Genomic DNA, 26870 nt, shown 5'->3' with positions numbered 1-26870 from the left:
CGCCCGGGCCATGCTGCCGAGGGACACGGCCGAAAGTCGCCCTCGGGATCTCTCCGGTGGGTCAGGCGGTCAGTCCTTGGCCCTGGTGGGGCGCAGGAGCGCCTCGGCCAGCGCCAGCATGGTCTCCTCCAGGGCGCCCAGACGCTTGGTGAGGTCGTCGGTCGCGGGCTGGACGATGCCGGTGACCGTCTCCGTGAGCTGGTCGCGGTCGGGGCGCGAGATGACCAGCTCGGTGAGCGCGCTCGCGGCGGCGGTCAGGCGCTCGGCCTGCTCTCCGGCGTGCGCCTGGAGCAGCTCGCTCTGGCCCGCCAGGGCCTCGGGGAGCCGGCCCACGCGCTCGCTGACGGTCTCGATACGGTCGTCGACGGACTCCAGGTGGGCGCTGGTCTGCTCGGCGCGGGTGGCCAGGCCGTTGAGGTGGGTGTCGAGGCCGTTGAAGCGGGTGTCGAGGCCGTCGAAGCGGGTGCTCAGGTGCTCCTCGGCCTCGCCCAGCCGCTCGTCGATGGAGTCGATCTGGGTGTCGAGCTTGTTGAAGCGGCCCTCGTTGCGCGTGGACAGCTCGCCGAGGCGCTGGTCGGAGGCGGCCAGGTGCTCGTCGAGGGCGCAGAAGCGGGCGTCGATGCGCACGTCGAGCGCGTCGAACCTGTCGTCGTGGCGGCCGAGATGGCCGTCCACGGTGCCCAGGCGCTTGTCCACGCCGCCGAGCTGGTTGTCCACGGACAGGAGCCGCTTGTCGACGCCGGCCATCCTGCCGTCGAGGCCGTCGAGCCTGGTGTCGATGTCGGCCAGGCACTCGTCGGCGGATTCCAGGCGGCTGTCGAAGCCGGTGAGCCTGGAGTCGAGGCCCGTGAGCCTGCCCTCGACCCGGTCGAGCCGGGCGTCCACGCCGCTGAGCCGGGCGCTCAGGCGCTGCTCGCTCTCGCCGAGCTGGACGGCGAGGTGCTGGTCGGCCTCGTCGAGCCGGGCGGTGAGCCGCAGCTCGACGTCGGACAGGCGGCTGCTGAGCTGCTCGTCGGACTCCTTGAGGCGGCTGGCCAGCCGCTCGTCCGCCTCGACGAGGCTGGTGGCCAGGCGCTGGTCGGTCTCGTCCATCCGGGCGGTCAGCCGCCGGCCGGTCTGGTCGAGGCGGTCGGAGAGCCGCTGGTCGGTCTCGTCGAGGCGGCTGGAGAGCCGATCGTCGGTCTCGTCGAGCCGGACCGTCAGCCGCTGGTCGGCGGCGTCGAACCGGGCCGTGAGCCGTTGGTCGGTGGCGTCCAGGCGGGCCGTGAGGTGCCGGTCGGCCTCGTCGAACCGGGTGATCAGCCGCCGGTCCGTCTCGTCCATCCGGACGGCGAGCTGCTGGTCCTGCTCGTCCAGCCGGGTGGTGAGGTGCTCCGACAGGTCGCCGACCGCGATCTCGACCCGGCCGGTACGGGTGGTCAGGTCGGCCATCGACTTGTCGAGCCTGGTGAAGCGGCTCGCGGCGGCCTCCATGCTGGTGTTGAGCGTGGCCAGCTTGGCGGTGAAGTCGGACATTCCTTTCGTGAGGCCGTCCGTGGTGTCGAGCACCGTCTGCAGGCGGGTGAGCGCCTCGTCCACGCCCTCGCCCATCGTGCCCAGGTCGGCCCGCAGGTCGGGCAGGTCGGCCACGGGGGCGACGCGGGCGTCGATGTCTCCCACCCGCTCCCCGACGGCGTCCACGTGGTCGCGTACCGCCTCCACGTGCTGAGCCAGCCCCTCCGCCCACATCGGCGGCTTGGCGGTGATGTCGTCGAGCCGCCCGCTGACCGCCTGCAGCGTGCCGCTGAGGCCGCCGAGCTCGCGCTCGCGCACCTCGCGCAGCAGCCACTCCATGCCCTCGAGCCGCTGGCGGATCTCGTCCAGCACGGCACCCTGCGTGCGCTGCTCGTACACATGATCCTGCGAAGCGCGCGCCAGCAGGTCCCGCATCCTCTCGGAGATGCCGGACTGGCCTCCTGCCTGGAGAAGGGTGGTGTGGTTGGAATGATCCACCGAAAGCTCCTTTGGCTCGCCGACGGTCTGCCGCGCAGCGGTGGGATAGGTCCGATTTTCAGATGAACAAGCGGGTACGCGGAAAACGCATTAGGGGAGAACTCCCGACCGCCCACCTTAGCCCCTCGATCAAGGTCCGTCAGGGGCGAAGTGAAAGATCGAGGTTAACGGTTGAATGACCGGTTTAAGCAGGTGGAGAGGTGTCGCAGATGATGACCGATGGCTTGTCGAGGATCCGGGTAAGGATGATAGTTGCCGATTTTTCACCCTTTAGCCGGAGATCTGAACGGAGGCGCTCGATGTCCACGGCGGAGCCACGCTTCTTGATGGTGACATTTCCGACTTGTCGCTCGCGGAGTGCGGCGCGCAGCCTTTTCCCCGAGAACGGGATAACGTCCTCTATTTCATATCTGCTCGCCCATGGGGTGTCGATCGGGTCGTCACCGGTGATGTAGGCGATCATCGGGTCGAGCAGGCGCCCGTTCACGATTTCCGACACCTCGCCCACGAGGTGTGCCCGGATGGCCGCGCCGTCCGGCTCGTAGACGTACCTGCCGGCCGGGCCGACCGGGGCCTCGGCTCCCGTGGCGATCAGCGTGTGGCCGCCGGGCAGCAGGGTGGCGCGGCGCGTCGCCCCCTCCTGGCCGGTCCAGAGAACCGCCTCCTTGACCTCGCCCTTGTACGAGACCCACTCGGCCTCGGCGTCGCCGGGGATGAACTCGTACGGGATGCCCGGGGCGACCTTCACGCACGCCAGGGCGGCCCTGGAGACCAGGTCGAGCACCACCGGCCAGGGAGGGGAGTAGGCCATGGGGTCGAACGTCCTGCCCCGGCCCGTCCGCCTGGCCGGGTCGGCGAACAGCACGTCGTACTCCTCCGGCCGGACCTCGGCCGCGTCCCCCACGGACACCGTCACCCTGTCGCCCAGCCCGAACGCGTCGGCGTTGGCCCTGGCCACGGCGACGGTCAGCGGGTCGGCGTCCACGGCGTCCACGGCGCAGCCGGCGCGGGCCAGCGCGAGGAGGTCGCCGCCGATGCCGCAACAGGCGTCCACCACCCTGAGCCCAGGCCGGTCCGCCCCCGCGACGCCAAGCCCTCGCGGAGGTGCGCCGGCGCTCCCGGGCTCGCGCAGGGGGGTGCTCGTCCGCGTCCCGCCGGTCAGGCGGCGGGCGCGGTGGTCGGCGACCTCCATCCGCGTGGACTGCTCCAGGCCGTGCGGCGTGAAGTACATCCGCTCGGCGTCCTCGCCGAACTTGGCCCTGCCGCGCTCCCGCAGCCCCGCCTGGGTGAGGGCCGCGGAGGTGAGGGCGGCGTCGTACGTCCTGCGCAGCCTCGTGGCGGCGGCCACGGGATCGGTGCCCACCAGCTCCCGGGCCTCCGCGAGCGCCCGCTGCCCGCGCGGGGTCAGCAGCTCGTCGAAGGCGTCAAGGTCCACATCACCCGACGTTAGCGCCATGTCCGACCCGGTCGGACCGTGGGCGTAACGTATCTGGAGGGGGCAGCTTCGGTCTGATCGCTCTCAGCAGACGCGTTCGTGTTGACTGTCAAGCCCCTCTTGCATATGTTTCCTGTTGGCACTCTCCCCTTGAGAGTGCCAACGTGCGACGAGGCAGGTCTGACACCCGCGACGGCAGGCCCAGCTGGTCGCCTCTTCTAGATCATTCAAATCTGAAGGGGAGGTCCGATCGTGACGACCGCCACCAAGGTTCCCGTTAAGCCGCTCGGCGACCGCATTGTGGTTCAGCCGCTTGAGGCCGAGCAGACCACCGCTTCCGGCCTGGTCATCCCTGACACCGCCAAGGAGAAGCCGCAAGAGGGCAAGGTCCTCGCGGTGGGCCCGGGCAACTGGGATGAGGACGGCGACAAGCGGATTCCGCTCGACGTCTCTGAGGGCGACATCGTCCTCTACAGCAAGTACGGCGGCACCGAGGTCAAGTACGGCGGCGAGGAGTACCTCGTGCTCTCCGCCCGCGACGTTCTCGCGATCATCGAGAAGTAAGCCGGATGTGTCGAGCCCCGGGCGCTCTTGAGGGCGGCCGGGGCTTTCGACGCTAGGAGAGGACTTTCAAGCAATGGCGAAGATCCTGGAGTTCGACGAGGGTGCCCGCCGCGCGCTCGAGCGCGGTGTGAACGCTCTCGCCGACGCCGTCAAGGTAACCCTCGGCCCGCGCGGCCGTAACGTCGTCATCGACAAGAAGTTCGGTGCGCCGACGATCACGAACGACGGTGTGACCATCGCTCGTGAGATCGAGCTGGAGGAGCGCTACGAAAACCTCGGCGCCCAGCTCGCCAAGGAAGTTGCCACCAAGACCAACGACATCGCGGGTGACGGCACCACCACCGCCACCGTCCTGGCCCAGGCCATGGTCCGCGAGGGTCTGCGCAACGTGGCCGCCGGCGCCTCGCCGCTGTCGCTCAAGCGCGGCATCGACAAGGCCGCCAAGGCGATCAGCGACAAGCTGCTCGACAGCGCCCGCGAGGTGGCCGACAAGAAGGAGATCGCCAACGTCGCCACGATCTCCGCTCAGGACGCGCAGATCGGCGACCTGATCGCCGAGGCGTTCGACAAGGTGGGCAAGGACGGTGTCCTCACCGTCGAAGAGTCCAACGCCATGGGCATGGAGCTCGAGTTCACCGAGGGCATGCAGTTCGACAAGGGCTACGTGTCGCAGTACATGGTGACCGACCCCGAGCGGATGGAGTCCGTCCTCGAGGACGCCTACATCCTGATCAACCAGGGCAAGATCGCCTCCATCGCGGACTTCCTGCCGCTGCTGGAGAAGATCGCCCAGACGAAGAAGTCGCTGCTCGTGATCGCCGAGGACGTCGAGGGCGAGGCCCTGGCCGTCCTGGTCACCAACAAGATCCGCGGCACCTTCACCTCCGTGGCCGTCAAGGCCCCGGGCTTCGGCGACCGCCGCAAGGCCATGCTGCAGGACATCGCCATCCTCACCGGTGGCCAGGTCGTCAGCGAGGAGGTCGGCCTCAAGCTGGAGCACGTCGGTCTCGAGGTGCTCGGCACGGCCCGCCGCGTCGTCGTCACGAAGGACAACACCACCATCGTCGACGGCGCCGGTGACCCGCAGGCCATCGAGGACCGCGTCAAGGAGATCAGGCTCGCCATCGAGCAGTCCGACTCCGACTGGGACCGCGAGAAGCTGCAGGAGCGCCTGGCCAAGCTCGCCGGCGGTGTGTGCGTGCTGCGCGTCGGCGCCGCCACCGAGGTGGAGCTGAAGGAGAAGAAGCACCGCCTCGAGGACGCGATCTCCGCGACGCGCGCCGCGATCGAGGAGGGCATCGTCTCCGGCGGTGGCTCCGCGCTGATCCACGTCTCCAAGGGTCTCGACGACCTCGGCCTGACGGGCGACGAGGCCACGGGTGTCGGCGTCGTGCGCCGCGCCCTGGTCGAGCCGGCCCGCTGGATCGCCGAGAACGCCGGTCTCGAGGGCTACGTGGTGACGCACAAGGTCGCCGAGCTGGAGGCCGGCCACGGCCTCAACGCCGCGACCGGCGAGTACGGCGACCTGATCGCGCAGGGCGTCATCGACCCGGTCAAGGTCACGCGTTCGGCCGTCCAGAACGCCGCGTCGATCGCGGGCATGCTCCTCACGACCGAGGCGCTCGTGGTGGACAAGCCCGAGGAGGAAGCCCCGGCCGCCGGCGGGGGTCACGGTCACGGCCACGGCCACTGACCCGTCTCTTCGCTCGCCACGGCCCGCAACCCTTTTCGGGTGCGGGCCGTTCGGCGTCTCGGGCAGGGCTCAGCGCAGGCCGATGGCGCTCTCCCAGAACCAGTTCCAGCGGATCTCGTCCCGAAAGCGGGTCAGGCCGGCCTCGTACAGGACGCCGACAGCGCCGTTGCCGAGGAGCGTCATGTCGGAATATCCGGCGTGGTCGCCGTCGATCCGGACACCGGCGTTGTCGGTGGAGTTGTCGTAGTTCCGCCAGGTCGCGCCTTCGTCGAACGACGAGCGAACGTTCATGCCCACCGGGTTGTTGTCGGTCTTCGGGGTGGCGGGCGCGGACAGCAGGATCCGGGTGTAGGGGGCTTTGTCGCGCTGGCGCAGCAGGGCCGGGTGGGTGGGCGGCGCCGTGATCGCGCCGTCGGCCCGGAAATCGCCGTCGAAGGACTGGCCCCCGTCCGTGCTCACGCCCCGGGCCAGGCCGTGGACGGAGGTCTGGTCGTCGGGGACGGCGCCGTTGCGGGCGATCACGAGGATGCTGCCGTCGGTCCGCTCGACCAGGGTCTGCTCGCCGAGCTTCAGCACCGACTTGTCGTAGGTCGCGGTCGCGCCGATCCGCCAGGTCCCGCCGTGGTCGTCGCTGTAGATCAGCCGTACGCTCTGCGTGCCGCCCACGCTGAAGTAGACGGGCACCACCAGCCGCCCGTCGTGGGCGGGCTGCGTCAGCTGGATGCCGTGCCCCGGCCCCGTGGCGAACCAGTCCCCGGCGCCCGCGGGCGCCTTGATGACGCCCGACAGGTCCTTCGGGTCCGACCATTTGACGCCGTCGTCCGTGCTGACCTGGACCTTCGGCGTACGCGGCGTGGTCTGGGAGGCGGTGGGCTCCGAGGTCGTGAACAGGAACACCGGCCCGCTGGAGTCGGCGACCACGGTCGCGTTCCCCTGCAGGGCCGCTCCGGCCGTACTGGGCAGCACGACCCTGCTGGCGTCCCAGGTGGCGCCGTTGTCCGTCGAGCGCCGCATGACGACGTCGAACGCGCCGTGGTCGGCGCAGTTGTTCCTGTTGCGCCGTTCGGCGAAGGCGAGCAGCACGTTGTTGCTGGTCTTCACGACCGCCGGCAGCCGGTAGCAGGTGGCCTCCTGCGATCCACCGGCGGGAATCGACTTCCACAGGATCTGCTTGTGGAAGGTGTATGTGGGCGGCTGCGCGGCTGCCGCGGGTGATGCGGTGAGGGCCACAGCCAGGACTGCCCCGATCGCCGCGGTGAACGTTCGTAATGTGCGCATCAATGCCTCCATTTACGCGTTCGCGGTCATGATCGTCTCACTGCTTGAAGGATCCGGGCCGTTTTCTCGATCTTCTGCTCTCAGATCATCCGCGCGGTGCTGAGGTTCACCCACATAGGCGATCAAGAGCGCGGCCCTCGGCCCGGCCCAGGTTCTCGGCGAGGAACCGGCGGGCGTGGGTGGCATGGAGAAGGCCCTTGTCCCGGCCCGGGGTGACGCGGCGAGCCCGGCCTCGCTGGTGCTTCCCTGCGCGGTCATGGAGGCCGGCGCCGACTGTGGCGGCCGCTCGCGCTCCGCGATCATGTGCGCGCGATCGGCGAGGATCGCCTTGGTGAGGTCGCAGGTTCGGCGCTTTGGGGGGAAGTGGGGGAAAAGGTGGATTATTGGAGTAAACCGGCAGGGGGTGATAGACGTCCGGGGTCTGACAATTGTCGTGCATTTCAGGTTATGGGATGAAACATAATGTCACTAGATAAGCCTTAGTGTGGTCATTTGATTACTGCCCGTTATCGTCGCTTCAATGTGACCAATCCGTAGCCGTTCGCCATGACGACAGGCCGGATCAGTGCGGGCATCATGCCTATCGTGAGCGAGGGAAGCGTCGCCGACGCCAAAATTGGGGTAAGGCTCGCGTCGAGACTTCCGGCACGGACGGATGACTCCGACCTTAGGGAACTGACGAACCTCGCCGTGCAGGGAGATCGCAGTGCGATCGAATCCCTGCTCGGTGAGTTGCGTCCGATGGTGGTGCGGTATTGCCGCGCCCGGCTGGGCAGGGTTTCAGGGCAATATCACATTGCCGATGACGTAGCCCAGGAGGTGTGCATCGCGGTCCTGTCCGCGCTGCCGCGATACCGCGACATGGGGCGGCCGTTCGCCTCCTTCGTGTTCGGGATCGCCTCGCACAAAGTGGCCGACGCGCTGCGGAGTTCGGTGCGCTCGGCCGTACCGACTCAGGATCTGCCCGATGGGCCGGACGACGGGCCCGGGCCCGAGGAGACGGTGGTCCGCTACATCGAGGTCGAGCACGCGCGCAGGCTGCTGGCCAGGCTGCCCGAGAACCAGCGAGAGCTGCTGCTGTTGCGAGTGGTGTCGGGGTTGTCGGCCGAGGAGACCGGTAATGTACTCGGTATGTCACCGGGTGCAGTCCGTGTCGCCCAGCATCGGGCGCTGGCCAGATTGCGGCAGATGGCCGAGCTGGAGTCGGCTTGACGCCAGAGGAAGAGACCGACGCGCTGCTCGACGCGCTCGGCCGTGGAGAGAGGCCCGACTCAGGCGATCCAGCCGTGCGGTTGCTGGCCGTGCTGCTCGATGATGTCGGTCAGCGGCGTTCCTCCGTGTCGATGACGCCGTCGACATAGCCTCTGGCGTACTCCCAGCTGACGTAGTCGGCCGGGTCCGGATGAAAGGCCGGCTCGTGGACCTGCGGCTGGCCTTTCTCGATCATTTGTCGTAGGTTGCCGCGCAGCAGCTCCCAGTCGAAGAAGTGCTGCTCGCCGCATTCAGGGCAGTCGAGTACGAGACCCAGCACTCCCTGCGGTTCGAGCAGGGAGCGGAAGACCTCGACGTCGGCGAGGTCCGTGATGGCCTCGTCGCGTTCTGCCGCGGTGAGGGGTTCGGCGTCGTCGAGGGCGCCCATCGCCGAGGAAGGGTCGTTCGGGTCGTCCGCGAACGGGTCGCGGGGGACGTCTTCCAGCACCTTCCCACCATATGACCGAAGCGGCCCGAGCGGTGGACATTACCTCAGCCATCCGCGCCTGGCCGCCTCCACGCCGGCGTGGAAACGCGACTGAGCGCCCAGTTCGGACATGGCCTCCGCGAACCTCGCCCGGACCGTGCGCACCGAGACCCCCAGCTGGCGGGCTATGGAGTCGTCGCACATGCCCTGGGCGGCCAGCCGCAGGACCTGGACCATGCCGTCGCCCCTGCGGCCCCATGGCAGGGGTACGGCCCTGGTCCACAGCTCCCTGAACAGGGTGCGGAGCATGCCCACGACGATCGGCGTGCGTACGAGATAGAAGTTGTAGGCGTGGTCGGGCAGGTTGCCGCCCCAGAACGGGGGCAGGCCCGCGACCTCGGGCCCCGCGGTCATGAACCAACTCGGCACCCGGTCCAGCGTGCGTACCTTTCCGCCGGTCTCCAGCACCCGGGTGAGCTGGTCGCGTACGCCCGGCAAAACCAGGGTCGAAACCGGAATGATCGCGTGAACCGTGAGAAGTTTTCGTTCCTGCGCGTCTATCCAGAGTTCCGCAAATTTGCGCGCAAAATCAATCATCGTGCGTTCGTCGGGAACCGCGGTCAGTAATTCCATCGGCGGAGATTGCACCGCCATGCCGACCACGCTCTCGTACAGCACGTCGGCCCCGTTCACCATCTCCACCGTGAAGGTGCCGCTCTGGTAGTCGCGGCCGGCGTCGTAGTCGCGGATCAGCGACCGGATCGAGCCGAGCGCCGAGTCGATCCTGCGGCTCTCCTCCGCCAGCCGGTCGAGCCGCTCGGCGATCACCCTGCCGAGGGCCGCGGCCGGGTGCCTGGCCAGGTATTCCCCGGACTGCTCGTCGATCACGCCCAGCTTGACCAGGTCGTCGAGCTGGCGGCCGACCTTCTCGATGGGACCGTCCATGGCCTGCGCGAGATCGGTCCGGGTCGCCCGATGCAGGCGCAGGACCGCCGTGTACACCGCGCTCTGCGCCGGGTCGAGGCCCAGCGTCTCGAAAGGATCAGGCATGGTACGGGGCTCGTTGCGCATTATGGGCGGCTCCGTTGGGGGGACACGGGCGTGCCGTGAGGATAACCCCGCATTACGCTCGTGTCCCCCCGTTGCGGCGACTGGACGGAGCGCGGTGTGCAACTTCGTGCAATTGCACGTTTTCACATTGCGTTGTTCCGTTCAGTAACGCAGGCTTTACCTAGCGTCGGCATCCTGCAAGGGCTGAAGTGACGTCGGGCCATCAGGACGCGGAGGGGGGTTCGGTGGCGCCAAGCGCCGCCTCGACCCGGGTGCCGGTGGCCGAGGCACGGGACGGATCACCGACCGTCCCGTGCCTCGGCACTTTTCGATGCCGGGAGTACGACGGGCCGTGGGGGTCATCGTGCTCCCGGCATCGCTGTTCTCGCCGTCCCGGCCGTAGGCGCGCCTGGTGTGGGTGCTGCGGCGTGGTTTGGAGGCAGGGCCTAGACTTGGCTCAATCAGAGCGTCGGCAGGAGGGGGCCGCAGCATGTCCAAGTTCACCGAGATGGGTTTGACCTTCGATGACGTGCTGCTGGTGCCGGGATATTCAGACCTGCAACCAGGCGAGGCGGATACGAGGTCCCGGCTGTCCCGCGGCATCACCCTGTCCATCCCGCTGGTCTCCGCGGCCATGGACACCGTCACCGAGGCCCGCATGGCGGTCGCTATGGCCCGCCAGGGCGGCATCGGCATCCTGCACCGCAACCTGTCGGTCGAGGAGCAGGCCCAGCAGGTCGACCTGGTCAAGCGGTCCGAGGCCGGCATGGTCACCAACCCGGTGACCTGCAGCCCCGACGACACGCTGGCCGACGTCGAGAAGCTCTGCGCGACGTACCGGATCTCGGGCGTCCCGGTGACGGACGTGGACGGCACGCTGCTCGGCATCGTGACCAACCGCGACATGCGCTTCGAGGCCGACCATTCGCGCGCCGTACGCGAGGTCATGACCAAGATGCCGCTCGTCACCGCCCCGGTCGGGGTGTCGCGTGACGAGGCGTTCGCCCTGCTCCGGCGGAACAAGATCGAGAAGCTCCCGCTGGTCGACCCCGACGGCAGGCTGCGCGGCCTGGTCACGGTGAAGGACTTCACCAAGAGCGAGCAGTACCCGCTGTCCACCAAGGACGCCGACGGCCGGCTGATCGTGGGGGCGGCCGTCGGCGTCGGTGGCGACGCCGAGTTGCGGGCCAAGTCGCTGATCGAGGCCGGCGTCGACGTGGTGGTCGTCGACGTGGCCCACGGCCACTCCAAGGGCCTGGCCGACATGGTCGGCAAGATCAAGGCCAACAGCAAGGTCCAGGTCATCGCGGGCAACATCGCGACCAGGGCCGGGGCGCAGATGCTGGTGGACGCGGGCGCGGACGCGGTCAAGGTGGGCGTCGGGCCCGGCTCGATCTGCACCACGCGGGTGGTGGCCGGGGTCGGCGCGCCGCAGGTCACGGCCATCTACGAGGCCTCCAAGGCGTGCGGGCCGGCGGGCGTGCCGGTCATTGGCGACGGCGGCCTGCAGTACTCCGGCGACATCGTCAAGGCCATCGCGGCCGGAGCCGACACGGTCATGCTGGGTTCGCTGCTCGCCGGCTGCGAGGAGTCGCCCGGTGAGCTGATCTTCATCAACGGCAAGCAGTTCAAGTCGTACCGGGGCATGGGGTCGCTCGGCGCGGTGCGCAACCGCGAGCGCGGCGGCACCTCCTTCAGCAAGGACCGCTACGCCCAGGCCGACGTCGGCGGCGACGACAAGTACATCCCCGAGGGCATCGAGGGCCAGGTGCCCTACCGCGGCCCGGTCGCGGCCGTCGCGCACCAGCTCATCGGGGGCCTGCGCCAGGGGATGTGGTACGCCGGCTGCCGCACGATCACGCAGATGCACACCGACTGCGAGCTCATGCCGATCACGGCGGCGGGCCTCAAGGAGAGCCACCCCCACGACATCCAGATGACCGTGGAAGCTCCGAACTATCACAGAAGGTAAGTTCATGACTCAGCAGGTGGAGATCGGCCGGGGCAAGACCGGGCGGCGGGCGTACTCGCTTGACGAGATCGGCCTGGTCCCCTCGCGGCGCACCCGGGACCCGGAGGAGGTCTCGATCGCCTGGCAGATCGACGCCTACCGGTTCGAGCTGCCGGTAGTGGTCGCCCCCATGGACAGCGTGGTGTCCCCGGCCACCGCGATCGAGATCGGCCGGCTCGGCGGCCTCGCGCCGCTCGACCTCGAAGGGCTCTGGACGCGGTACGAGGACCCCTCGCCGCTGCTGGAGGAGTGCGCCGCGCTCGACGCGGAGGCGGCCACCAGGCGGCTCCAGGAGATCTACGCGGCGCCGATCAAGGAGGACCTGATCGGCCGGCGGATCGAGGAGATCCGGGCCTCCGGCGTGACCACCGCCGTGCGGCTGTCGCCGCAGCGCACGGTCCAGTACCACAAGACCGTGATCGACGCGGGTGTCGACATCTTCGTCATCCGCGGCACCACCGTCTCGGCCGAGCACGTGTCGGGCCGGGCCGAGCCGCTCAACCTCAAGCAGTTCATCTACGAGCTGGACGTTCCGGTCATCGTGGGCGGTTGCGCCACGTACACGGCGGCCCTGCACCTGATGCGCACCGGCGCGGCGGGCGTGCTGGTGGGCTTCGGCGGCGGCGCCTCGCACACGACGCGCAACGTGCTGGGCGTGGCCGTGCCGATGGCCACGGCGATCTCCGACGTGGCGGCGGCGCGGCGCGACTACATGGACGAGTCCGGCGGGCGCTACGTGCACGTGATCGCCGACGGCGGCATGGGCACCTCCGGCGACATCGCCAAGGCCATCGCCTGCGGGGCCGACGCCGTGATGGTGGGCTCGCCGCTGGCCAGGGCCGCGGAGGCGCCCGGTCACGGGTTCCACTGGGGTTCGGAGGCGCACCATCCTGACCTGCCGCGTGGCCGGCGGGTGGAGTTCGGGACGGTCGGCACGCTGGAGCAGATCCTGCACGGTCCGTCGAGCGTGGCGGACGGCTCGATGAACCTGATGGGCGCGCTCAAGCGGACCATGGCCTCCACCGGCTACTCCGACATCAAGGAATTCCAGCGCGTCGAGGTCGTGGTGGCCCCGATCCAGCGCTGACGCCCATGCCGGAGAGCGCGGTCGAGCGGGTGTTCCGCGAGGAGTACGGCAGGGCCGTCGCCGTGCTCGTGCGGGTCTTCGGTGACATCGACGTCGCCGAGGAGGCGGTGCAGGAGGCGTTCAGCGTGGCGGTGCGGCAGTGGCCGACCGCCGGGGTGCCGCCGAGCCCGGCCGGGTGGATCATCACGACCGCGCGCAACCGGGCCGTCGACCGGTTGCGCAGGGAGTCGGCGCGGCCCGGCAAGTACGCGCAGGCCGCGCTCCTGCATGCCCAGGACGAGCCCCTGGACGTGGGCCCCGTCCAGGACGACCGGCTGCGGCTGATCTTCACGTGCTGCCACCCCGCGCTCGCCGTCCACGCGCGGGTGGCTCTCACGCTGCGGCTGCTCGGCGGGCTGACGACGGCGGAGATCGCCCGCGCGTTCCTGGTGCCCGAGGCCACGCTGGCGCAGCGGCTGGTGCGGGCGAAGAGCAAGATCCGGGCCGCCGGGATCCCGTACCGGATCCCGGGGGAGGCCGATCTGCCCGAGCGCCTGCGCGCTGTGCTGGCCGTGGTCTACCTGATCTTCAACGAGGGGTACACCGCCGTCCGCGGGGACCTGTGCGCCGAGGCCATCCGGCTCGGGCGGCTGCTGGTCGAGCTCCTGCCGGACGAACCCGAGGTCACGGGGCTGCTGGCGCTGATGCTGCTGACCGAGTCGCGGCGCGCCGCCCGTACGTCCGAGGAGGGCGAGCTGGTGCTGCTGGGGGAGCAGGACCGCGAGCTGTGGGATCGCGAGCTCATCGCGGAGGGCCAGGAGCTCGTACGGCGCTGCCTGCGGCGGGACGAGCCCGGCCCGTACCAGATCCAGGCCGCGATCAACGCCGTGCACAGCGACGCGGCGAGCGCGAAGGACACCGACTGGCGGCAGATCGTGCGGCTCTACGACCTGCTGGCGGAGCTCGACCCGGGTCCGGTCGTGGCGGTGCACCGGGCGGTGGCGGTGGCCGAGGTGGAGGGGCCCGAAGTGGCGCTGGGGCTGCTCAAGGGGCCCGGCGACTACTACCTGTTCCACGCGGTGCGGGCCGACCTGCTGCGGCGGCTCGGGCGCGAGGAGGAGGCCGCGGCGGCATACGAGGCCGCGGCCGCACGGGCGGGCAACGAGGTGGAGCGGGACTTCCTGCGCAGGCGGCTGATCACTGGCGGGCGTACGTCATGACCACCGCCCCGTTGCCGTAGGTCTTCGAGCCGGTCAGCGTGAACGCCGTCGGCCGGAACTCGCCGTCGAACGCCGGGATGCCCGCCCCGGCCACCACCGGGTAGCACTTGATGATCAATTCGTCGATCTCCGGCAGCAGGGCGCCGGCCAGCTTGCCGCCCCCGCAGAGGTAGATGTCCAGGCCGTCCTCCTGCTTGAGCCGGCGCACCAGGCCGAGCGGGTCGCCGGTGACCAGCTCGACGGCCGGGTCCTCGATCTTCATGGTGCTGGACACGACGTACTGCCGCAGGTGGGCGTACGGGTTGGTCACGCTCTCGTCGATCTGGTAGCTGCCGCGGCCCATGAGCACCGTGTCGAAGCGCTGGTTGGGCGCGTCGACACCGAACGTGGCGCGGAGGTGGGTGGGGACGGTCTCGGGGTAACGGGCGTTGATGTCGGCCATCATGTCGTCGGCCCACGGGTAGAAGTCGAGCTCGCCGTTCGGCCCCGCGATGTAGCCGTCGATGGAGGTGGCGATGTAGTACACGAGCTTCCGCAAAATGACTCCAGATGAAGTACTATGGTTGAAGTGGTTTAACCGTAGTACTACAGATGGAGTGGTGTCAACATGGTCAGGCAGAACGTCGCCAGGCGGGCGGCGCTGGTCGATGCCGCGATCGAGGTGCTGGCCAGGGAAGGGGCCCGCGGGCTGACGTTCAGGGCGGTGGACAAGCAGGCGGAGGTGCCGCCGGGCACCGCGTCCAACTACTTCCCCAGTCGCGACGAGCTGTTCACCCAGGCGGGCGGCCGGATCTACGAGCTGCTGCAGCCGGACGCCGCCATGACCGCCGCCCACCTGAGCGGGCCGCGTGACCGCGACCGGGTGGTCGCGCTGATGCACGAGGTGGTGGATCGCGTGGCGGCGTACCGATCGGGCTACCTGGCGCTGCTGGAGCTGCGTCTGGAGGCCACCCGGCGGCCGGAGCTGCGGGCCGTGCTGACCGAGCGGATCCGTGCCGACGTGGACGCGAACGTGCGCAACCACCTCGAATCGGGCCTCCCTGGTGACGCGACGAGCGTGCTGCTGCTCTACCTCGCCATGAACTGGCTCGTCGTCGAGCGGCTCACGCTGCCCGACGTGTTCGGCGAGGAGGAGATCCACAAGCTCGTGACCAGCGCCGTTGAGCGATTGGTGCCCTAGCATGCGGGCATGGCCGACCTACGCCACACGCACGAGCTGGCCTTCGCCGGCGACGTCGTCATCAAGCGCTACATGGACAGCAAGCCCGGCGCGGCCGAGCGCGAGTGGCGCGCGCTGAACCTGCTGGCCGAGTACGCCCCCGGCCTGGCCCCCGAGCCGATCGCCTACGAGGACGGCGTGGTGACGATGTCCCGGATCGACGGGGTGTCGCTGCGCGGGCTGCTCGCGACGGCCGTGCACGTCTCGGCCCTGGTCGAGGCGCTCACCGAGCTGCACGCCGCGGTGCCGCCGCACGTGCTCCGGGCCGTCCCGCTGCGCCCGTGGCAGCTTGAGGCGCTCGCCGACTGGGCCGGGCGGCGCGGCGCGTGCTGGGAACCCAGGGGCCCGCTGGCGGACCGGGCGGTCAGGGAGGGCACGCGGTGGCTGGAGGGCTGGACGCCGGGCGAGTCGGGGGTGACGCCGGTGTTCGGGGCGGGTGACGGCAACCTGGCGAACTTCCTGTGGGACGGCACCCGCGTCCGCATCGTCGACTACGAGGACTCGGGGCGCAGCGACGTGGCGTTCGAGCTGGCGGAGGCGGCCGAGCACGTGTCGATGTGGGTGGACGGCGAGGTGGAGATCGCGCACCGCTTCGAGCTGAGCCCGCAGGAGGAACGGCGGATGCGCGAGTGCCGCAAGCTGCACGCGCTCGTCTGGCTGTTCCTGCTCTCGCACGAGCACCCGCGCAATCCGCCGGGCACCTTCGAGCGACAGGTCGAACGCGTGCTGGCAACATTGGCCACATGAGACCGGCGGAGCACACCGACAAGGACGCCGTGGAGCGGCTGGTCCACGACGCCTACTCGCCGTGGATCGAGATCGTCGGCATGCGGCCGCTGCCCATGGAGGCCGACTACGGCGCCCTCATCGCGGCCGGGCGGGTGCACGTCACCGACGAGCTCGACGGGCTGATCGTGCTCGTGCCCGAGGACGGCGTCCTGCTGGTGGAGAACGTCGCCGTGCGGCCCGGCCGCCAGGGCAAGGGGCTCGGGCGGGCGCTGATGGCGTATGCCGAGCAGGAGGCGCGCCGGCTGGGGCTGCCCGCGCTACGCCTCTACACGAACACCAAGATGACCGCCAACATCGCCCTGTACGAGTCGCTCGGCTACGTCGAGACCGGCCGCATGGGCGTCGAGGGCCGCTCCGCGGTCATGATGCGCAAAGGGCTCACCCCGTGAGGACGCCCAGCAGGTGGCTGACCTCCCTGGCCACCGCGTCCCGCCCGGCCTTGAGATATTTGCGCGAGTCGACCACGCGCTCGTCGTGGGCCAGGTAGTCGCGCACGGCACCGGTGAACGCCTTGTTCAGGTGGGTCGCGATGTTGATCTTCTTCATGCCGTTCCGCACGGCCTCGCGCAGCACGTCGTCCGGCACCCCCGACGACCCGTGCAGCACCAGCGGCACCGGCACCGCGGCCCGCAGCTCGGCGATGAGCCCCAGGTCCAGCACCGCGTCCTTGGTCGTCATGGCGTGCGAGGTGCCCACGGCCACGGCCAGGGCGTCCACGCCGGTCTTGATCACGTAGTCGAGCGCCTCATGGGGCTTGGTGCGCGCGCCGGGCGCGTGCACGCCGTCCTTGCCCCCGACCTCGCCCAGCTCGGCCTCCACCCACACGCCGCGCTCGTGGCACCACGCCACCACCTCGGCGGTCGCGCGCACGTTCTCGTCGTCGGGCAGGGCCGAGGCGTCGAACATCACCGAGCCCAGCCCCAGCTCCACCGCCTCCTCCACGAGCGCGCGGTCGGTGGCGTGGTCGAGGTGGACCGCGACCGGCACCTCGGCCCGCCTGGCCACCGCCAGCGTGGCCAGCGCGACGGGCTCCAGCGCGCCGTGGTAGCGCACGCAGTTTTCGCTGATCTGCAGCACCACCGGCAGGCCCAGGGCCTCGGCGCCGGCCACGATCGCGGTGGCGTGCTCCAGCTGGATCACGTTGAACGCGCCCACCCCTGCGGGCGACTGGCGGACGATGTCGCCGATGGCGGCGAGGGGCATGGCGGGCTCCTTACGTGATGATGATCTGGGGGTGTATGTCGGCGTACACGTCGGGGTCGAAGTCGCCGGCCACGGGCGCGGCCACGGCGGCCGCGCCGAGCGCCGCCGCCCGCCTGAGGCTGTCGGGCCACGGCGCCGACTCCACCAGGCCGAGTGCGAGCCCGGCGACCAGCGAGTCGCCCGCCCCCGTCGGGTTACCCCGCACGGTGTACGGCATGCGTGCGGTGAAAGTCCCTTCCCCGGTGACCGCCAGCAGCCCGTCGGCGCCCATGGACACCACCACGGCCCCGGCGCCCTGGCTCCGCAGCGCCCGCGCGCCCTCCGCCGGGGTGCCGCCGGGAACGGCCCTGGCCAGCTCTTCCCGGTTGGGCTTGACCACGGAGGGACGGCCCTTGGGGGCGTGGCGGAGCGGGTCGCCGTCGGCGTCGACGATGGCCGGGACCCCCTTGCCGGCGGCGATGGCCGCCAGCGTGGCGTAGGTGTCGGCGGGGACGCCACGCGGGAGGCTGCCCGAGATGACGACCGCGCCGGCGCCGTCGAGGAGCGTTTCGTAACGCCGTACGAAGCCCGCCAGCTCGGCGGTGGTGACCTCCGGGCCGGGCTCGTTGAACAGCGCCGTGCGGGTGCCCGGCCGCTCCGAGACGACCAGCGTCGTGCGGGAGTCGGCGGCGACGGGGTGCAGGGCGCAGGGCAGGCCGGCCGCTCGCAGGTCGTCCTCGATCGCCCGCCCCGTGGGGCCGCCCGCCAGCCCCGTGACCAGCACGTCCTGGCCCAGCGCGGCCAGCACGCGGGCGACGTTGACGCCCTTGCCGCCGGCGCGCCGGTGCACCGCGCTGACCCGGTTGACCCCGTCCCAGTCGACGTCGGGGACCTGGTAGGTCACGTCGAGGGCGGCGTTGAGCGTCACGGTGAGGATCATCAGGGCTCCGTGATCCAGACGCCGTCCTTCATCACCCCGGCCACCTCCAGCGAGTCGGACAGCACCACCAGGTCGGCCGCCTTGCCCACGGCGATCGAGCCGATCCGGTCGGCCAGGCCCAGCACCCGCGCGGGCGTCAGGGAGGCCACCTGGACCGCGTCGGGCAGCGACATGCCGACCTCCTGGACGCTGCGCCGGAACGCGACGTCCATGGTCAGCGTGGCCCCCGCGATCGAGCCGCCCTCGACCAGCCTGGCCACGCCGTCCTCCACCCGCACCCGCATGGGGCCGAGCACGTAGTCGCCGTCGCCGAGCCCGGTGGCCGACATCGCGTCGGTGATCAGCGCCGTCCGGCCGGGACCCGCCACCTCGTACGCCAGGCGCAGCATGGCCGGATGCACGTGCACGCCGTCGTTGATCAGCTCGACCGTCACCCGCTCGTCGTCGAGCAGCGCGGCCACCGGGCCGGGCGCGCGGTGGCCCAGCGGCGGCATGGCGTTGTAGAGGTGGGTGGCCACGCTCGCGCCCGCCTCGACGGCCTGGAGCGTCGTCTCGTAGTCGGCGTCGCTGTGCCCCACGGCCGCGATCACGCCCTCCGCGGCGGCCATGCGGATGACGTCGAGCGCGCCGGGCAGCTCGGCCGCGATGGTCACCATGCGGACGTGCCCGCGCCCGGCCTTCAGCAACGCCGTGAGCTCCTGCCGCGACGGCTCCCGCAGCAGCGTCGGGTCGTGCGCGCCGCAGCGGGCCTTGGCGATGTAGGGGCCTTCGAAGTGGATGCCGGCCAGCAGTCCTTCCTCGCAGAGCTCGGCCAGCGCGGCCGCGGCTCCGGTCAGCCCGTCGATCGTGTCGGTGACCAGGCTGGCCATCGTCGTGGTGGTGCCGTGGCGGCGGTGCAGCTCGACGGCCGTGCGCGCCTTGTCCTGCTCGCCGGTCGGGAACGAGCCGCCCGCGCCCCCGTGGTTGTGGATGTCCACGAACCCGGGTATGACGTGCCGTCCGCCCACGCTCAGGCCCTGACCCGGGGCGGATCCGCGGCCGACATGCGTGATGCGGCCGTCTTCGATGGTCAGCCACCCCTCGTGGACCCCCTCTGGGGTCACGATCCTGGCGTCGGCAAGAGTAAGGCTCATGAAGAAAGGATCACAGATCGCGTGAGGTGCATGGGCTCGTCGGGGTTCAGCCCCTGGGCGAAGGCCCGGGCGACGGCCACCCGCTGGGCGCGGATCAGCTCGGCCATGGGGTCGAGCGCGGTCTCGAAGAACGTGCCGCCGGTCTCCTCGACCTGCGCGCGCAGGCCCTCGGGGGCAGTGCCGAGCATCCACGTCACGCGTCCGGGCGCGGCGATGCTGATCGGGCCGTGCCGGTATTCCATCGCCGGGTACGCCTCCGTCCACGAGCGGGACGCCTCGCGCATCTTCAGCGCCGCCTCCTGGGCCAGGCCGACCGACCAGCCGGTGCCGAGGAAGCTGAACTGCCCGGCCTGCACCAGCTCGTCGGGCAGCGGCGCGGCCAGGGCCGCCTCGGCGTCCTCGACGGCTCGGCCGAGATCCTCGCCGAGGCTGGCGCGCAGCAGCGCCAGCTGCGTGGTCGCGAACCTGGTCTGCACGACCGACCGCTCGTCGGCGTAGTCGAGCACGACGACCTCGTCGGCGGCCGTCATGATCGGCGTGTCGGGGTCCGCGGTGATGGCCGTGGTCCTCGTGGTCGTCCTGGCCAGCAGCTCCAGCACCTCGGTCGTGGTGCCGGAACGGGTCAGCGCGAGCACGCGGTCGTACGAGCGCCCGATCGGGGCCTCGGAGGCGGCGAAGGCGTCGGTCTCGCCGTGCCCGGCCCGCTCGCGCAGGGTGGCGTACGCCATAGCGATGAACCACGACGTGCCGCACCCCACCACGGCGACCCGCTCGCCCGGGCGCGGCAGCGCGCCGGCGGGGACGCTCGCGATGGCGCGACGCCAGCACGACGGCTGGGACGCGATCTCGGCCTCGGTGTGGGTGGTCACCACTTGCCTCCCGACGATTGATTGTTTCTGCTGGTTTTATACCAGGAAAGTGCATTAATGGACACTGTTGGCCCTGGCCCGGCTGGTTGTGCCACGCTTGCCCTTGTCCCCATCGCCTAGGAGGCCTTGTGTCCCGCTACGACCGCTGGAACGCCATCCTCGAGCTGCTGGCCCAGGAAGGCAGGCTGTCGGTGGAGGAGGCCGCCCAGGCGCTCGGCGTCTCCACGGCGACGATCAGACGGGACTTCGATCAGCTCGCCCAGCAGCAGATGCTCATGCGCACGCGAGGCGGGGCGGTCGCGCAGAGCGTGAGCTACGACCTGCCGCTGCGCTACAAGACGGCCAGGCACGCCGACGAGAAGCACCGCATCGCGACGGCGGCGGCCGAGCTGGTGACGCCGGGCGCCGTGGTGGGGCTCAACGGCGGCACGACCACCTCCGAGCTGGCGCGCACGCTCGCCACGCTGTCCACCCTGGAGAGCGGGTTCACGATCGTCACGAACGCGCTGAACATCGCGGCCGAGCTGACCGTCCGCCAGCACGTCAAGATCGTGGTGACCGGCGGGGTGGCCAGGCAGCAGTCGTACGAGCTGATCGGGCCGCTGGCCAACGGAGTGCTGGAGCAGGTGACGCTGGACGTGGCCTTCCTCGGGGTGGACGCGCTGGACGTCGAGCTCGGCGCCTCGGCCCACCACGAGGGGGAGGCGAGCGTCAACCACCTGCTGATCAGCCGGGCCGCGCACGTGGTCGTGGTGGCCGACTCCTCCAAGATCGGAAAGCGGGCGTTCTCCCGGATCTGCCCGATCGGGCAGATCGACACGCTGGTCACCGACGCCCGGCTCTCCGACGCGATGGCCGCGGAGCTGACGGAGGCGGGCGTGAAGGTCGTCCGCGCCTGAGTCCGCGCGCCCTGGACGGCCGCGTTACAGCCCGACTGCCCCGCGGGTAGGTATCAGGCGCAGGCGACAAAGCCGTACCAGGGGGAAGATATGACGTCGGGAACGTGCGCGGCTCGGCTCGGGCCGGCGGAGCGGACCGAGGCCTTGGAGCGCATGGCCGGTCAGGTCTTCGACGTGGTCGTGGTCGGCGGCGGCATCGTGGGCGCCGGGATCGCGCTCGACGCCGCGACCAGAGGGCTCGACGTGGCCCTGGTGGAGGCCAGGGACTTCGCCTCCGGCACCTCCTCGCGCTCCTCGAAGCTCATCCACGGGGGTCTGCGATACCTGGAGCAGCTCAACTTCGAGCTGGTGCGCGAGGCCCTGCGCGAGCGGGCGCTGCTGCTGCAGCGGATCGCCCCGCACCTGGTCAGGCCGGTGCCGTTCCTCTTCCCGCTGACCCACTACGTGTGGGAGCGGATCTACGTCGGCGCGGGCGTGGCGCTCTACGACACGCTCGGCGCCGCGGCCGGGACCACCCGCGGCGTGCCGGGCCACCGGCACCTGTCCAGGTCGCGGGCACTGCGGCTGGCCCCGGCGCTCAAGAAGTCCGCCCTCACGGGCGCCGTCCAGTACTGGGACGCGCAGATGGACGACGCGCGCTACGTGGTGAGCCTGCTGCGCACCGCGGCCACCTACGGCGCGGCCATCGCGCCGCGGGCACAGGCGGTCGGCTTCCTGCGGGAGGGCGAGCGGGTCACCGGCGTACGCGTGCGCGACCTGGAGCTGGGCGACGAGCTGGAGGTGCGCGCCCAGCAGGTGGTGAACGCCACCGGCGTCTGGACCGACGACATCCAGGAGCTGGTCGGAGGCCGCGGCCAGATCCACGTACGCGCCTCCAAGGGCATCCACCTGGTGGTCCCGCGGGACCGGATCCACTCGCTGACCGGGATCATCCTGCGCACGGAGAAGTCCGTGCTCTTCGTGATCCCCTGGGGCCGCCACTGGATCATCGGCACCACCGACACCGACTGGAGGCTCGACAAGAGCCACCCCGCCGCCTCCCGCGCGGACATCGAATACCTGCTCGACCACGTGAACGCCGTCCTGTCCGTGCCGCTGACCCACGACGACGTCGAAGGCGTCTACGCGGGGCTGCGCCCGCTGCTGTCGGGCGAGTCGGAGGAGACCTCCAAGCTGTCCAGGGAACACGTGGTGGCGCACCCGGTGCCGGGCCTGGTCCTGATCGCCGGCGGGAAGTACACGACCTATCGGGTCATGGCCAAGGACGCGGTGGACGCGGTGGCGCACGGGCTGGACCAGCGGGTGCCGCGCTCGTGCACCGACCGCATCCCGCTGGCGGGCGCCGAGGGCTTCCAGGCGCTGTGGAACTCCAGATACCGCATCGCCCACACCTCGGGGCTGCACGTGGCCAGGATCGAGCACCTGCTGCAGCGCTACGGCTCGATGATCGACGAGGTGCTGGAGCTGGTCGAGCGCGAGCCGTCGCTGGGCAGGCCGGTGACCGGGGCCGACGACTATCTGCGGGCCGAGATCGTCTACGCCGCCACCCACGAGGGGGCCAGGCATCTCAACGACGTGCTGACCCGGCGTACGCGCATCTCGATCGAGACCTTCCACCGTGGCCTGGCCGTGGCGCAGGAGGCCGCCGAGCTGATGGCCGGGCCGCTCGGCTGGGACAGCGAGCAGGTGAAAAGGGAGGTGGAATACTACACGAAGCGTGTCGAGGCCGAACGCCGCTCGCAGCAGCAGGACTCCGACCAGGAGGCCGACGCGATCAGGCTCGGCGCGCCGGAGATCGTCCCCGTCGTCATCCCGGAGCAGTCATCATGAGCGAGCGCGGCGAGCCGTCGAAGAAGCTGTCCGACCCTCGCGAGCTGCTGGAAGGTTACCTCGACCACTACCGCGCGGAGATCCTGCGCCGGCTGGACGGGTTCCCCGAGCCCGAGATGAGCCGGGTGCCGTCCGGGTGGACGCCCTTGTCGATGCTCAAGCATCTGGCGTACATGGAGCGGCGCTGGTTCGTCTGGGACTTCGCGGGCGAGCAGGTCGAGGACGCGGGGGGCGACCGCGACGAGGACGGCGTGTTCGTCGCGGCCGAGTCGTTCGACGAGATCAAGGACTTCTACCTGGCGCAGTGTGAGCGCTCCAGGCAGGTGGTGGCGGGGGCGAGCCTGTCCGACGTGGCCTCGCGGATCGGCAGGTTCCAGCCGCCCAAGGAGCCGCCGACGCTGGGGTGGATCATGTTCCACGTCCTGGAGGAGTACATGCGGCACGCCGGCCACCTGGACATCGCCCGCGAGCTGGCGGAGTCATGAAAGAGGGAGGGGCGGCACGCGGCGCTGCGGGATCCGCGTACCGCCCTGTCCGGGATGGTCGGTCAGTACTGCGTGGCGTCGTGCACGTCGAGCAGGGGCTCCTTGACGCCGTCGCCTGAGTCGTCGGTCCAGTTGGTGTTACCGGTGGAGATCAGCTTGGTCCGTACAGCCAGGGAGCCCGCCCTGGTCGTCGGCTTGCGGGCGCCCGCGGTGAGGATGCCGGCCGCGCCCGCCACGTGGGGGCTGGCCATCGAGGTGCCGCTGATCGTGTTGTAGCCGCCGTTCATCCACGTCGAGTAGATGCAGGTGCCGGGTGCGGTGATCTCGACGGTGGCGCCGTAGTTGGAGTAGAACGCCGAGGTGTCGTCCTGGTCGGTCTCGCTGCGGCAGGAGAGCGTGCTGCCGCCGGCGCCGCCGGCCAGGCCGTCGTTGTCGGTCAGCGCCGAGACGGTGACCACGTCGGCGTGGTTGGCGGGGAAGAACGAGGACGTGTTCGCGTGGTTGTTGCCCGCGGCCACCACGACCACGATGCCGGCGTTGACGGCCCTGGTGATCGCGTTGCTGATCGCGCTGCTCGTGCAGCCGTTGCAGCCCAGGCTCAGGTTGATGACCTCGATGGTGGAGGCGCGGGCCACCACCCAGTCGATGCCCGCGGCGATCCCGGCCAGGGTGCCGGAGCCGGCCGAGTTGAGCACCTTCACGGCGTGGATGCGGGCGCCGGGAGCGACGCCGACCGGGCCGATGGAGTTGTCGATCGCGCCGACGGTGCCCGCGACGTGCGAGCCGTGGCCGTTGTCGTCGACGCCGGCGTTGTTCGTGCAGACGCCGGACACGCAGTTGGCGCGGGCGACGACGTTCAGGTCGGGGTGGGTGTGGTTGACGCCGGTGTCGATGACGGCGACGTCCGTGTCGATGCGCACGTCATCGGTGCCGTCGATGTCCAGGTTCGGGTTGCTGGGACCGAAGATGCGCCGCACGCCGGTGGGCGTGGTCTGCACGAAGGCGGTCACCTCGGCGTCGGGCTCGACGCTGAGGACGTTCGGGTTGCGCTTGAGCTGCTCGGCCGCACTGGCCGTCAGGCGGGCGGTGTAGCCCTTGAACGCGTGCTCGTAGACGCCGACGAGCTGGCCGCCGGCCTGGGACACCTGGTCCTGGGCGGCGGTGCGGGGGGCGGCCCGCATGGTCGGCTTGAGCTCGACGATGTACGTCCCTTCCGCGGCCTGGGCCTCTTGGGTGGCGGCGGAGACAGGCAGCGGCGCCATGGCTAACGCCATGGCGCTGACGAGCAATGCGAGCAGGGGGGTGCGTGTTCGCATCAGCTTGAGCCCTTCCTGTGTCGCGGACCCAGGGGAACTATGTCATGACAAATCCGCCGAGTCCGACATTACATGGTTAGTAAAGTTTTCATCAATTGTCGGATCTTGTCCATGAAAAAGGGTGCTGATTCCATACGAAATCAGCACCTTTTAACTAGGTATGTTTCAGCTCAGCGGAGCGGGATCCAGGCCTGTTGTGCCAGCGTCGCGGCGTCGTTGACCTGGATACCGTCGTACGAGAGCGTCCAGATCGAGTCGCCGATGACCATCGCCCGGTCGATCCCGCCCTGGTACTCGTCCTTGCCCGGGTGCTTGATCATGCCGAGCTTCGTCACGCCCGAGTCGTCGATCTTCAGGACGAGCCCGCCCGACTCGTTCTGCTGGTACAGCGGGATCACCGCCAGGCCGGTCTTGGGCCAGTACAGGAACGCGTGCGGGTCCCACTCGGCCGACGAGCCCGAGTCCTTCTGGAACAGCTGCGACAACCTGCGCGGACCGGCCGGGTCGCTGACGTCGAACAGCGAGACCTGCGTGCCCAGCGTCCTGCCCTTCTCGCTGGCCTCCTGGCCGATGCCGATCAGCCGGCCCTCGGCGCCGGGGTGCAGGTAGGCGGAGTAGCCGGTGATCTTCAGCTCGCCCGTCACCTTGGGCGCCGCCGGGTCGCGCAGGTCGAGCGTGTAGAGCGGGTCGACCTGCTTGAACGTGACGCAGTAGCCGACCGGGCCGATGAACCTGACCGAGTAGATGCGCTCGCCCTCGCCGAGGCCGCCGACCTCGCCCGTCTTGGCCATGGTGTCGGCCTTGAGCACGTACACGGCGCTGGAGCTGGTCTTGCCGTCGGGGGAGTTGAGCGTGGTGGCGACGCGCAGGTGGCCGTCGTACTCCGACAGCGAGTACTGGTTCAGCAGCCGGCCGGGGACCTTGCCCGAGGCCACGTAGGAGGGCGCGCCGGCCGAGGAGATGTCGAACCGGTGGACCTCGGTCTCCTCGGGCGGGAGCGTGGGCGTGGGCTCCGGGCTGGGCTCGGGCAGGGTGGAGGCCGTCGGCTCCGTGGGCGAGGGGCTGGGGGACTCGGAGAGCGGGGGGTGGGTGGGCGTGGGCTCCACGGCCGGGGCGACGTCTCCCGAGGCCGGCGGTGCGGTCGCCGGGGCGTCGTCCACTATCGGTTCACCGATCGCCACCGGCATCCACCAGCGCGGGTTGCTGGCCACGTAGAGGCTGCCGCCGGTGCCGTACACGATGTCGCCGTCGGCCGCCAGGCTGATCGGGTCGGTGCCCGCGGCGGTCACGCCCTGTGCGAGGTCGATGGTGTGCACGGTGAGCAGCGAGGTGCCGGTGTAGTCGGCCGGGTGGCTGATCCGCTCGCACTTCACCGAGTCCTTCTTGACGGTGCCGGACGCGTCGGTGATCTCGATCTTGGGGAGCCAGGCGTCCGCGGGGGCCTGGCGGACCGTGGCCTGGTTGCGCTTGAGGCGCTCGGCCTCGGAGACGTCGTCCTTGAACTCGGGGAACGCGATGTCCGGCTGGCTGCGGGTGACCAGCCTGACCGTGGAGCCGACCATCCTGGCGTCCACGTACGAGCCCTGCGGCTTGATCGTGCTCAGCACCTTGGGCCGGCCCGACAGGTCGACCAGCACGTACCTGGTGTCGGCCTGCGGGGCGAAGGCCATCCGCTTGTACATGATGTCGCCGCCGCGCATCAGCACCAGCGCGCGGTCGCCCGAGACCAGCAGGTCGGCGGGCGCGCCGCGGCCGTTCTCGCCCTCCGTCAGCTTGAGCGAGCCGGTGACCTTCCTGGTGGCGGTGTCGATGATCCGCAGGACGCCGTCCTTGACGGTGATGACCCGGTTGCCGTCGGTCTTGACCACGTCGGGCTCGTCGACGCCGGCCTCGTGCACGTTCGTCGTGGAGTGCTCGGGGGTGCTCGTCTTGGCGTTCGCGGTGACCGAGCGGGCGGCGTCCTCCATGTACGCGAGAGGCATGACGTTGTCGAACCCGTACGGGGTGACGCGCTGGGCGGCGTGCTCGCGCAGCCCGGACAGCAGGTCGTCGCAGCCGGTGTAAGCCACCAGGCGGATCGCGCCGAGCGGGCTCACCCTGGGCTTCGGCGGCGCGCCCGCGGTCGTGGAGGTGCAGGCGACCGCGGCCGTCGCGAGCGCCGCGACGGTCGCGGCCGTGCGGATCAGCGTCTTCATGCCCTCAAGACGGCTGCCCCGGGCGG

Annotated in this window: 24 protein-coding genes; 12 read left to right on the top strand and 12 right to left on the bottom strand. The window is 70.3% G+C overall.

The window, feature by feature from the left end; genetic code table 11:
• Nucleotides 1-69: 69 nt before the first annotated feature.
• The gene (locus tag ACIBQ1_RS18355; protein ID WP_397278857.1) at nucleotides 70-1992 is read right to left on the bottom strand and encodes a hypothetical protein; all 1923 of its coding nucleotides are present in this window, start codon (nucleotides 1990-1992) and stop codon (nucleotides 70-72) included.
• 184 nt (nucleotides 1993-2176) lie between these two features.
• Entirely contained in the window at nucleotides 2177-3427 is a 1251-nt protein-coding gene (locus ACIBQ1_RS18350; protein WP_397278855.1) for a methyltransferase domain-containing protein, read from the bottom strand.
• Between the two features lie 249 nt (nucleotides 3428-3676).
• On the opposite strand from ACIBQ1_RS18350, the gene groES reads away from it, so the two are divergent.
• The gene (groES, locus tag ACIBQ1_RS18345; RefSeq protein WP_197093639.1) at nucleotides 3677-3991 is read left to right on the top strand and encodes a co-chaperone GroES; all 315 of its coding nucleotides are present in this window, start codon (nucleotides 3677-3679) and stop codon (nucleotides 3989-3991) included.
• 73 nt (nucleotides 3992-4064) lie between these two features.
• On the top strand, nucleotides 4065-5684 hold the full coding sequence (gene groL / locus ACIBQ1_RS18340; protein WP_397278853.1) for a chaperonin GroEL: 1620 nt from the start codon (nucleotides 4065-4067) through the stop codon (nucleotides 5682-5684).
• A gap of 69 nt (nucleotides 5685-5753) precedes the next feature.
• Here groL and ACIBQ1_RS18335 read toward each other — a convergent pair whose 3' ends face one another.
• The gene (locus tag ACIBQ1_RS18335; RefSeq protein ID WP_397278851.1) at nucleotides 5754-6962 is read right to left on the bottom strand and encodes an exo-alpha-sialidase; all 1209 of its coding nucleotides are present in this window, start codon (nucleotides 6960-6962) and stop codon (nucleotides 5754-5756) included.
• Between the two features lie 576 nt (nucleotides 6963-7538).
• Here ACIBQ1_RS18335 and ACIBQ1_RS18330 point away from each other — a divergent pair.
• Nucleotides 7539-8174: a sigma-70 family RNA polymerase sigma factor gene (locus tag ACIBQ1_RS18330; protein WP_397279112.1), complete on the top strand. Its 636-nt coding sequence runs from the start codon at nucleotides 7539-7541 to the stop codon at nucleotides 8172-8174.
• Between the two features lie 109 nt (nucleotides 8175-8283).
• On the opposite strand, the gene ACIBQ1_RS18325 is transcribed toward ACIBQ1_RS18330, so the two are convergent.
• Together ACIBQ1_RS18325 and ACIBQ1_RS18320 are read right to left on the bottom strand one after the other, a co-directional pair.
• Nucleotides 8284-8661 carry a DUF5319 domain-containing protein gene (locus ACIBQ1_RS18325; RefSeq protein WP_090930411.1) on the bottom strand — a complete coding sequence of 126 codons (378 nt, stop codon included), beginning with the start codon at nucleotides 8659-8661 and terminating at the stop codon, nucleotides 8284-8286.
• Between the two features lie 39 nt (nucleotides 8662-8700).
• Nucleotides 8701-9690: a LuxR C-terminal-related transcriptional regulator gene (locus ACIBQ1_RS18320; protein ID WP_397278849.1), complete on the bottom strand. Its 990-nt coding sequence runs from the start codon at nucleotides 9688-9690 to the stop codon at nucleotides 8701-8703.
• Nucleotides 9691-10180: 490 nt separating this feature from the next.
• Here ACIBQ1_RS18320 and guaB point away from each other — a divergent pair, with 490 nt between their 5' ends.
• From guaB to ACIBQ1_RS18305, 3 genes are read left to right on the top strand one after another with little or no spacing between them, the layout of a single operon-like run.
• Nucleotides 10181-11662: an IMP dehydrogenase gene (gene guaB / locus ACIBQ1_RS18315; protein WP_397278847.1), complete on the top strand. Its 1482-nt coding sequence runs from the start codon at nucleotides 10181-10183 to the stop codon at nucleotides 11660-11662.
• A 4-nt stretch (nucleotides 11663-11666) separates the two neighbouring features.
• Nucleotides 11667-12788 carry a GuaB3 family IMP dehydrogenase-related protein gene (locus ACIBQ1_RS18310; protein WP_397278846.1) on the top strand — a complete coding sequence of 374 codons (1122 nt, stop codon included), beginning with the start codon at nucleotides 11667-11669 and terminating at the stop codon, nucleotides 12786-12788.
• 5 nt (nucleotides 12789-12793) lie between these two features.
• Nucleotides 12794-13987: an RNA polymerase sigma factor gene (locus ACIBQ1_RS18305; RefSeq protein WP_397278845.1), complete on the top strand. Its 1194-nt coding sequence runs from the start codon at nucleotides 12794-12796 to the stop codon at nucleotides 13985-13987.
• Here ACIBQ1_RS18305 and ACIBQ1_RS18300 read toward each other — a convergent pair.
• Nucleotides 13965-14525, bottom strand: coding sequence for a dihydrofolate reductase family protein (locus tag ACIBQ1_RS18300; protein ID WP_397278844.1), 561 nt, complete (start codon nucleotides 14523-14525; stop codon nucleotides 13965-13967). The genes ACIBQ1_RS18305 and ACIBQ1_RS18300 overlap by 23 nt on opposite strands.
• A gap of 69 nt (nucleotides 14526-14594) precedes the next feature.
• On the opposite strand from ACIBQ1_RS18300, the gene ACIBQ1_RS18295 reads away from it, so the two are divergent.
• From ACIBQ1_RS18295 to ACIBQ1_RS18285, 3 genes are read left to right on the top strand one after another with little or no spacing between them, the layout of a single operon-like run.
• Nucleotides 14595-15167 (top strand): TetR/AcrR family transcriptional regulator, encoded by a 573-nt coding sequence (locus ACIBQ1_RS18295; protein WP_397278842.1) that lies wholly within the window; start codon nucleotides 14595-14597, stop codon nucleotides 15165-15167.
• A gap of 9 nt (nucleotides 15168-15176) precedes the next feature.
• Nucleotides 15177-15953, top strand: coding sequence for a phosphotransferase family protein (locus ACIBQ1_RS18290; RefSeq protein WP_397278840.1), 777 nt, complete (start codon nucleotides 15177-15179; stop codon nucleotides 15951-15953).
• Nucleotides 15950-16384 carry a GNAT family N-acetyltransferase gene (locus tag ACIBQ1_RS18285; RefSeq protein ID WP_397278838.1) on the top strand — a complete coding sequence of 145 codons (435 nt, stop codon included), beginning with the start codon at nucleotides 15950-15952 and terminating at the stop codon, nucleotides 16382-16384. The genes ACIBQ1_RS18290 and ACIBQ1_RS18285 overlap by 4 nt, the downstream gene beginning before the upstream one ends.
• Here ACIBQ1_RS18285 and ACIBQ1_RS18280 read toward each other — a convergent pair.
• The 4 genes from ACIBQ1_RS18280 to ACIBQ1_RS18265 are packed head-to-tail and all read right to left on the bottom strand — an operon-like array spanning nucleotide 16374 to nucleotide 20119.
• Nucleotides 16374-17198, bottom strand: coding sequence for a ketose-bisphosphate aldolase (locus ACIBQ1_RS18280; RefSeq protein WP_397278837.1), 825 nt, complete (start codon nucleotides 17196-17198; stop codon nucleotides 16374-16376). The two genes, ACIBQ1_RS18285 and ACIBQ1_RS18280, sit on opposite strands and share 11 nt — an antisense overlap.
• Nucleotides 17199-17208: 10 nt before the next feature.
• Complete coding sequence (locus tag ACIBQ1_RS18275) at nucleotides 17209-18117, bottom strand: 1-phosphofructokinase family hexose kinase (RefSeq protein WP_397278836.1); 909 nt, start codon at nucleotides 18115-18117, stop codon at nucleotides 17209-17211.
• Complete coding sequence (gene nagA, locus ACIBQ1_RS18270; RefSeq protein ID WP_397278835.1) at nucleotides 18117-19250, bottom strand: N-acetylglucosamine-6-phosphate deacetylase; 1134 nt, start codon at nucleotides 19248-19250, stop codon at nucleotides 18117-18119. Before nagA ends, ACIBQ1_RS18275 begins: the two co-directional genes overlap by 1 nt.
• Nucleotides 19247-20119: an SIS domain-containing protein gene (locus ACIBQ1_RS18265; protein ID WP_397278834.1), complete on the bottom strand. Its 873-nt coding sequence runs from the start codon at nucleotides 20117-20119 to the stop codon at nucleotides 19247-19249. The genes nagA and ACIBQ1_RS18265 overlap by 4 nt, the downstream gene beginning before the upstream one ends.
• A 128-nt stretch (nucleotides 20120-20247) precedes the next feature.
• Between ACIBQ1_RS18265 and ACIBQ1_RS18260 the strand changes: the two genes are divergently transcribed.
• The 3 genes from ACIBQ1_RS18260 to ACIBQ1_RS18250 all read left to right on the top strand — a co-directional run bounded on the left by ACIBQ1_RS18260 (nucleotide 20248) and on the right by ACIBQ1_RS18250 (nucleotide 23333).
• Nucleotides 20248-21018, top strand: a complete 771-nt coding sequence (locus ACIBQ1_RS18260) for a DeoR/GlpR family DNA-binding transcription regulator (protein ID WP_397278833.1) — start codon at nucleotides 20248-20250, stop codon at nucleotides 21016-21018.
• Nucleotides 21019-21108: 90 nt separating this feature from the next.
• The gene (locus ACIBQ1_RS18255; protein ID WP_397278832.1) at nucleotides 21109-22848 is read left to right on the top strand and encodes a glycerol-3-phosphate dehydrogenase/oxidase; all 1740 of its coding nucleotides are present in this window, start codon (nucleotides 21109-21111) and stop codon (nucleotides 22846-22848) included.
• Nucleotides 22845-23333 (top strand): DinB family protein, encoded by a 489-nt coding sequence (locus ACIBQ1_RS18250; protein WP_397278831.1) that lies wholly within the window; start codon nucleotides 22845-22847, stop codon nucleotides 23331-23333. The genes ACIBQ1_RS18255 and ACIBQ1_RS18250 overlap by 4 nt, the downstream gene beginning before the upstream one ends.
• A gap of 62 nt (nucleotides 23334-23395) precedes the next feature.
• Here ACIBQ1_RS18250 and ACIBQ1_RS18245 read toward each other — a convergent pair whose 3' ends face one another.
• Together ACIBQ1_RS18245 and ACIBQ1_RS18240 are read right to left on the bottom strand one after the other, a co-directional pair.
• Nucleotides 23396-24649, bottom strand: coding sequence for a S8 family serine peptidase (locus tag ACIBQ1_RS18245; protein ID WP_397278829.1), 1254 nt, complete (start codon nucleotides 24647-24649; stop codon nucleotides 23396-23398).
• 170 nt (nucleotides 24650-24819) lie between these two features.
• Entirely contained in the window at nucleotides 24820-26844 is a 2025-nt protein-coding gene (locus ACIBQ1_RS18240) for a beta-propeller domain-containing protein (protein ID WP_397278827.1), read from the bottom strand.
• Nucleotides 26845-26870: the final 26 nt, after the last annotated feature.

It is taken from the genome of Nonomuraea sp. NPDC050153 (genome assembly GCF_044460125.1).
Taxonomy (GTDB): Bacteria; Actinomycetota; Actinomycetes; order Streptosporangiales; family Streptosporangiaceae; genus Nonomuraea.
Note: the sequence above shows the minus strand (reverse complement) of the source record. Positions and strands in the feature narration are given on the sequence as shown.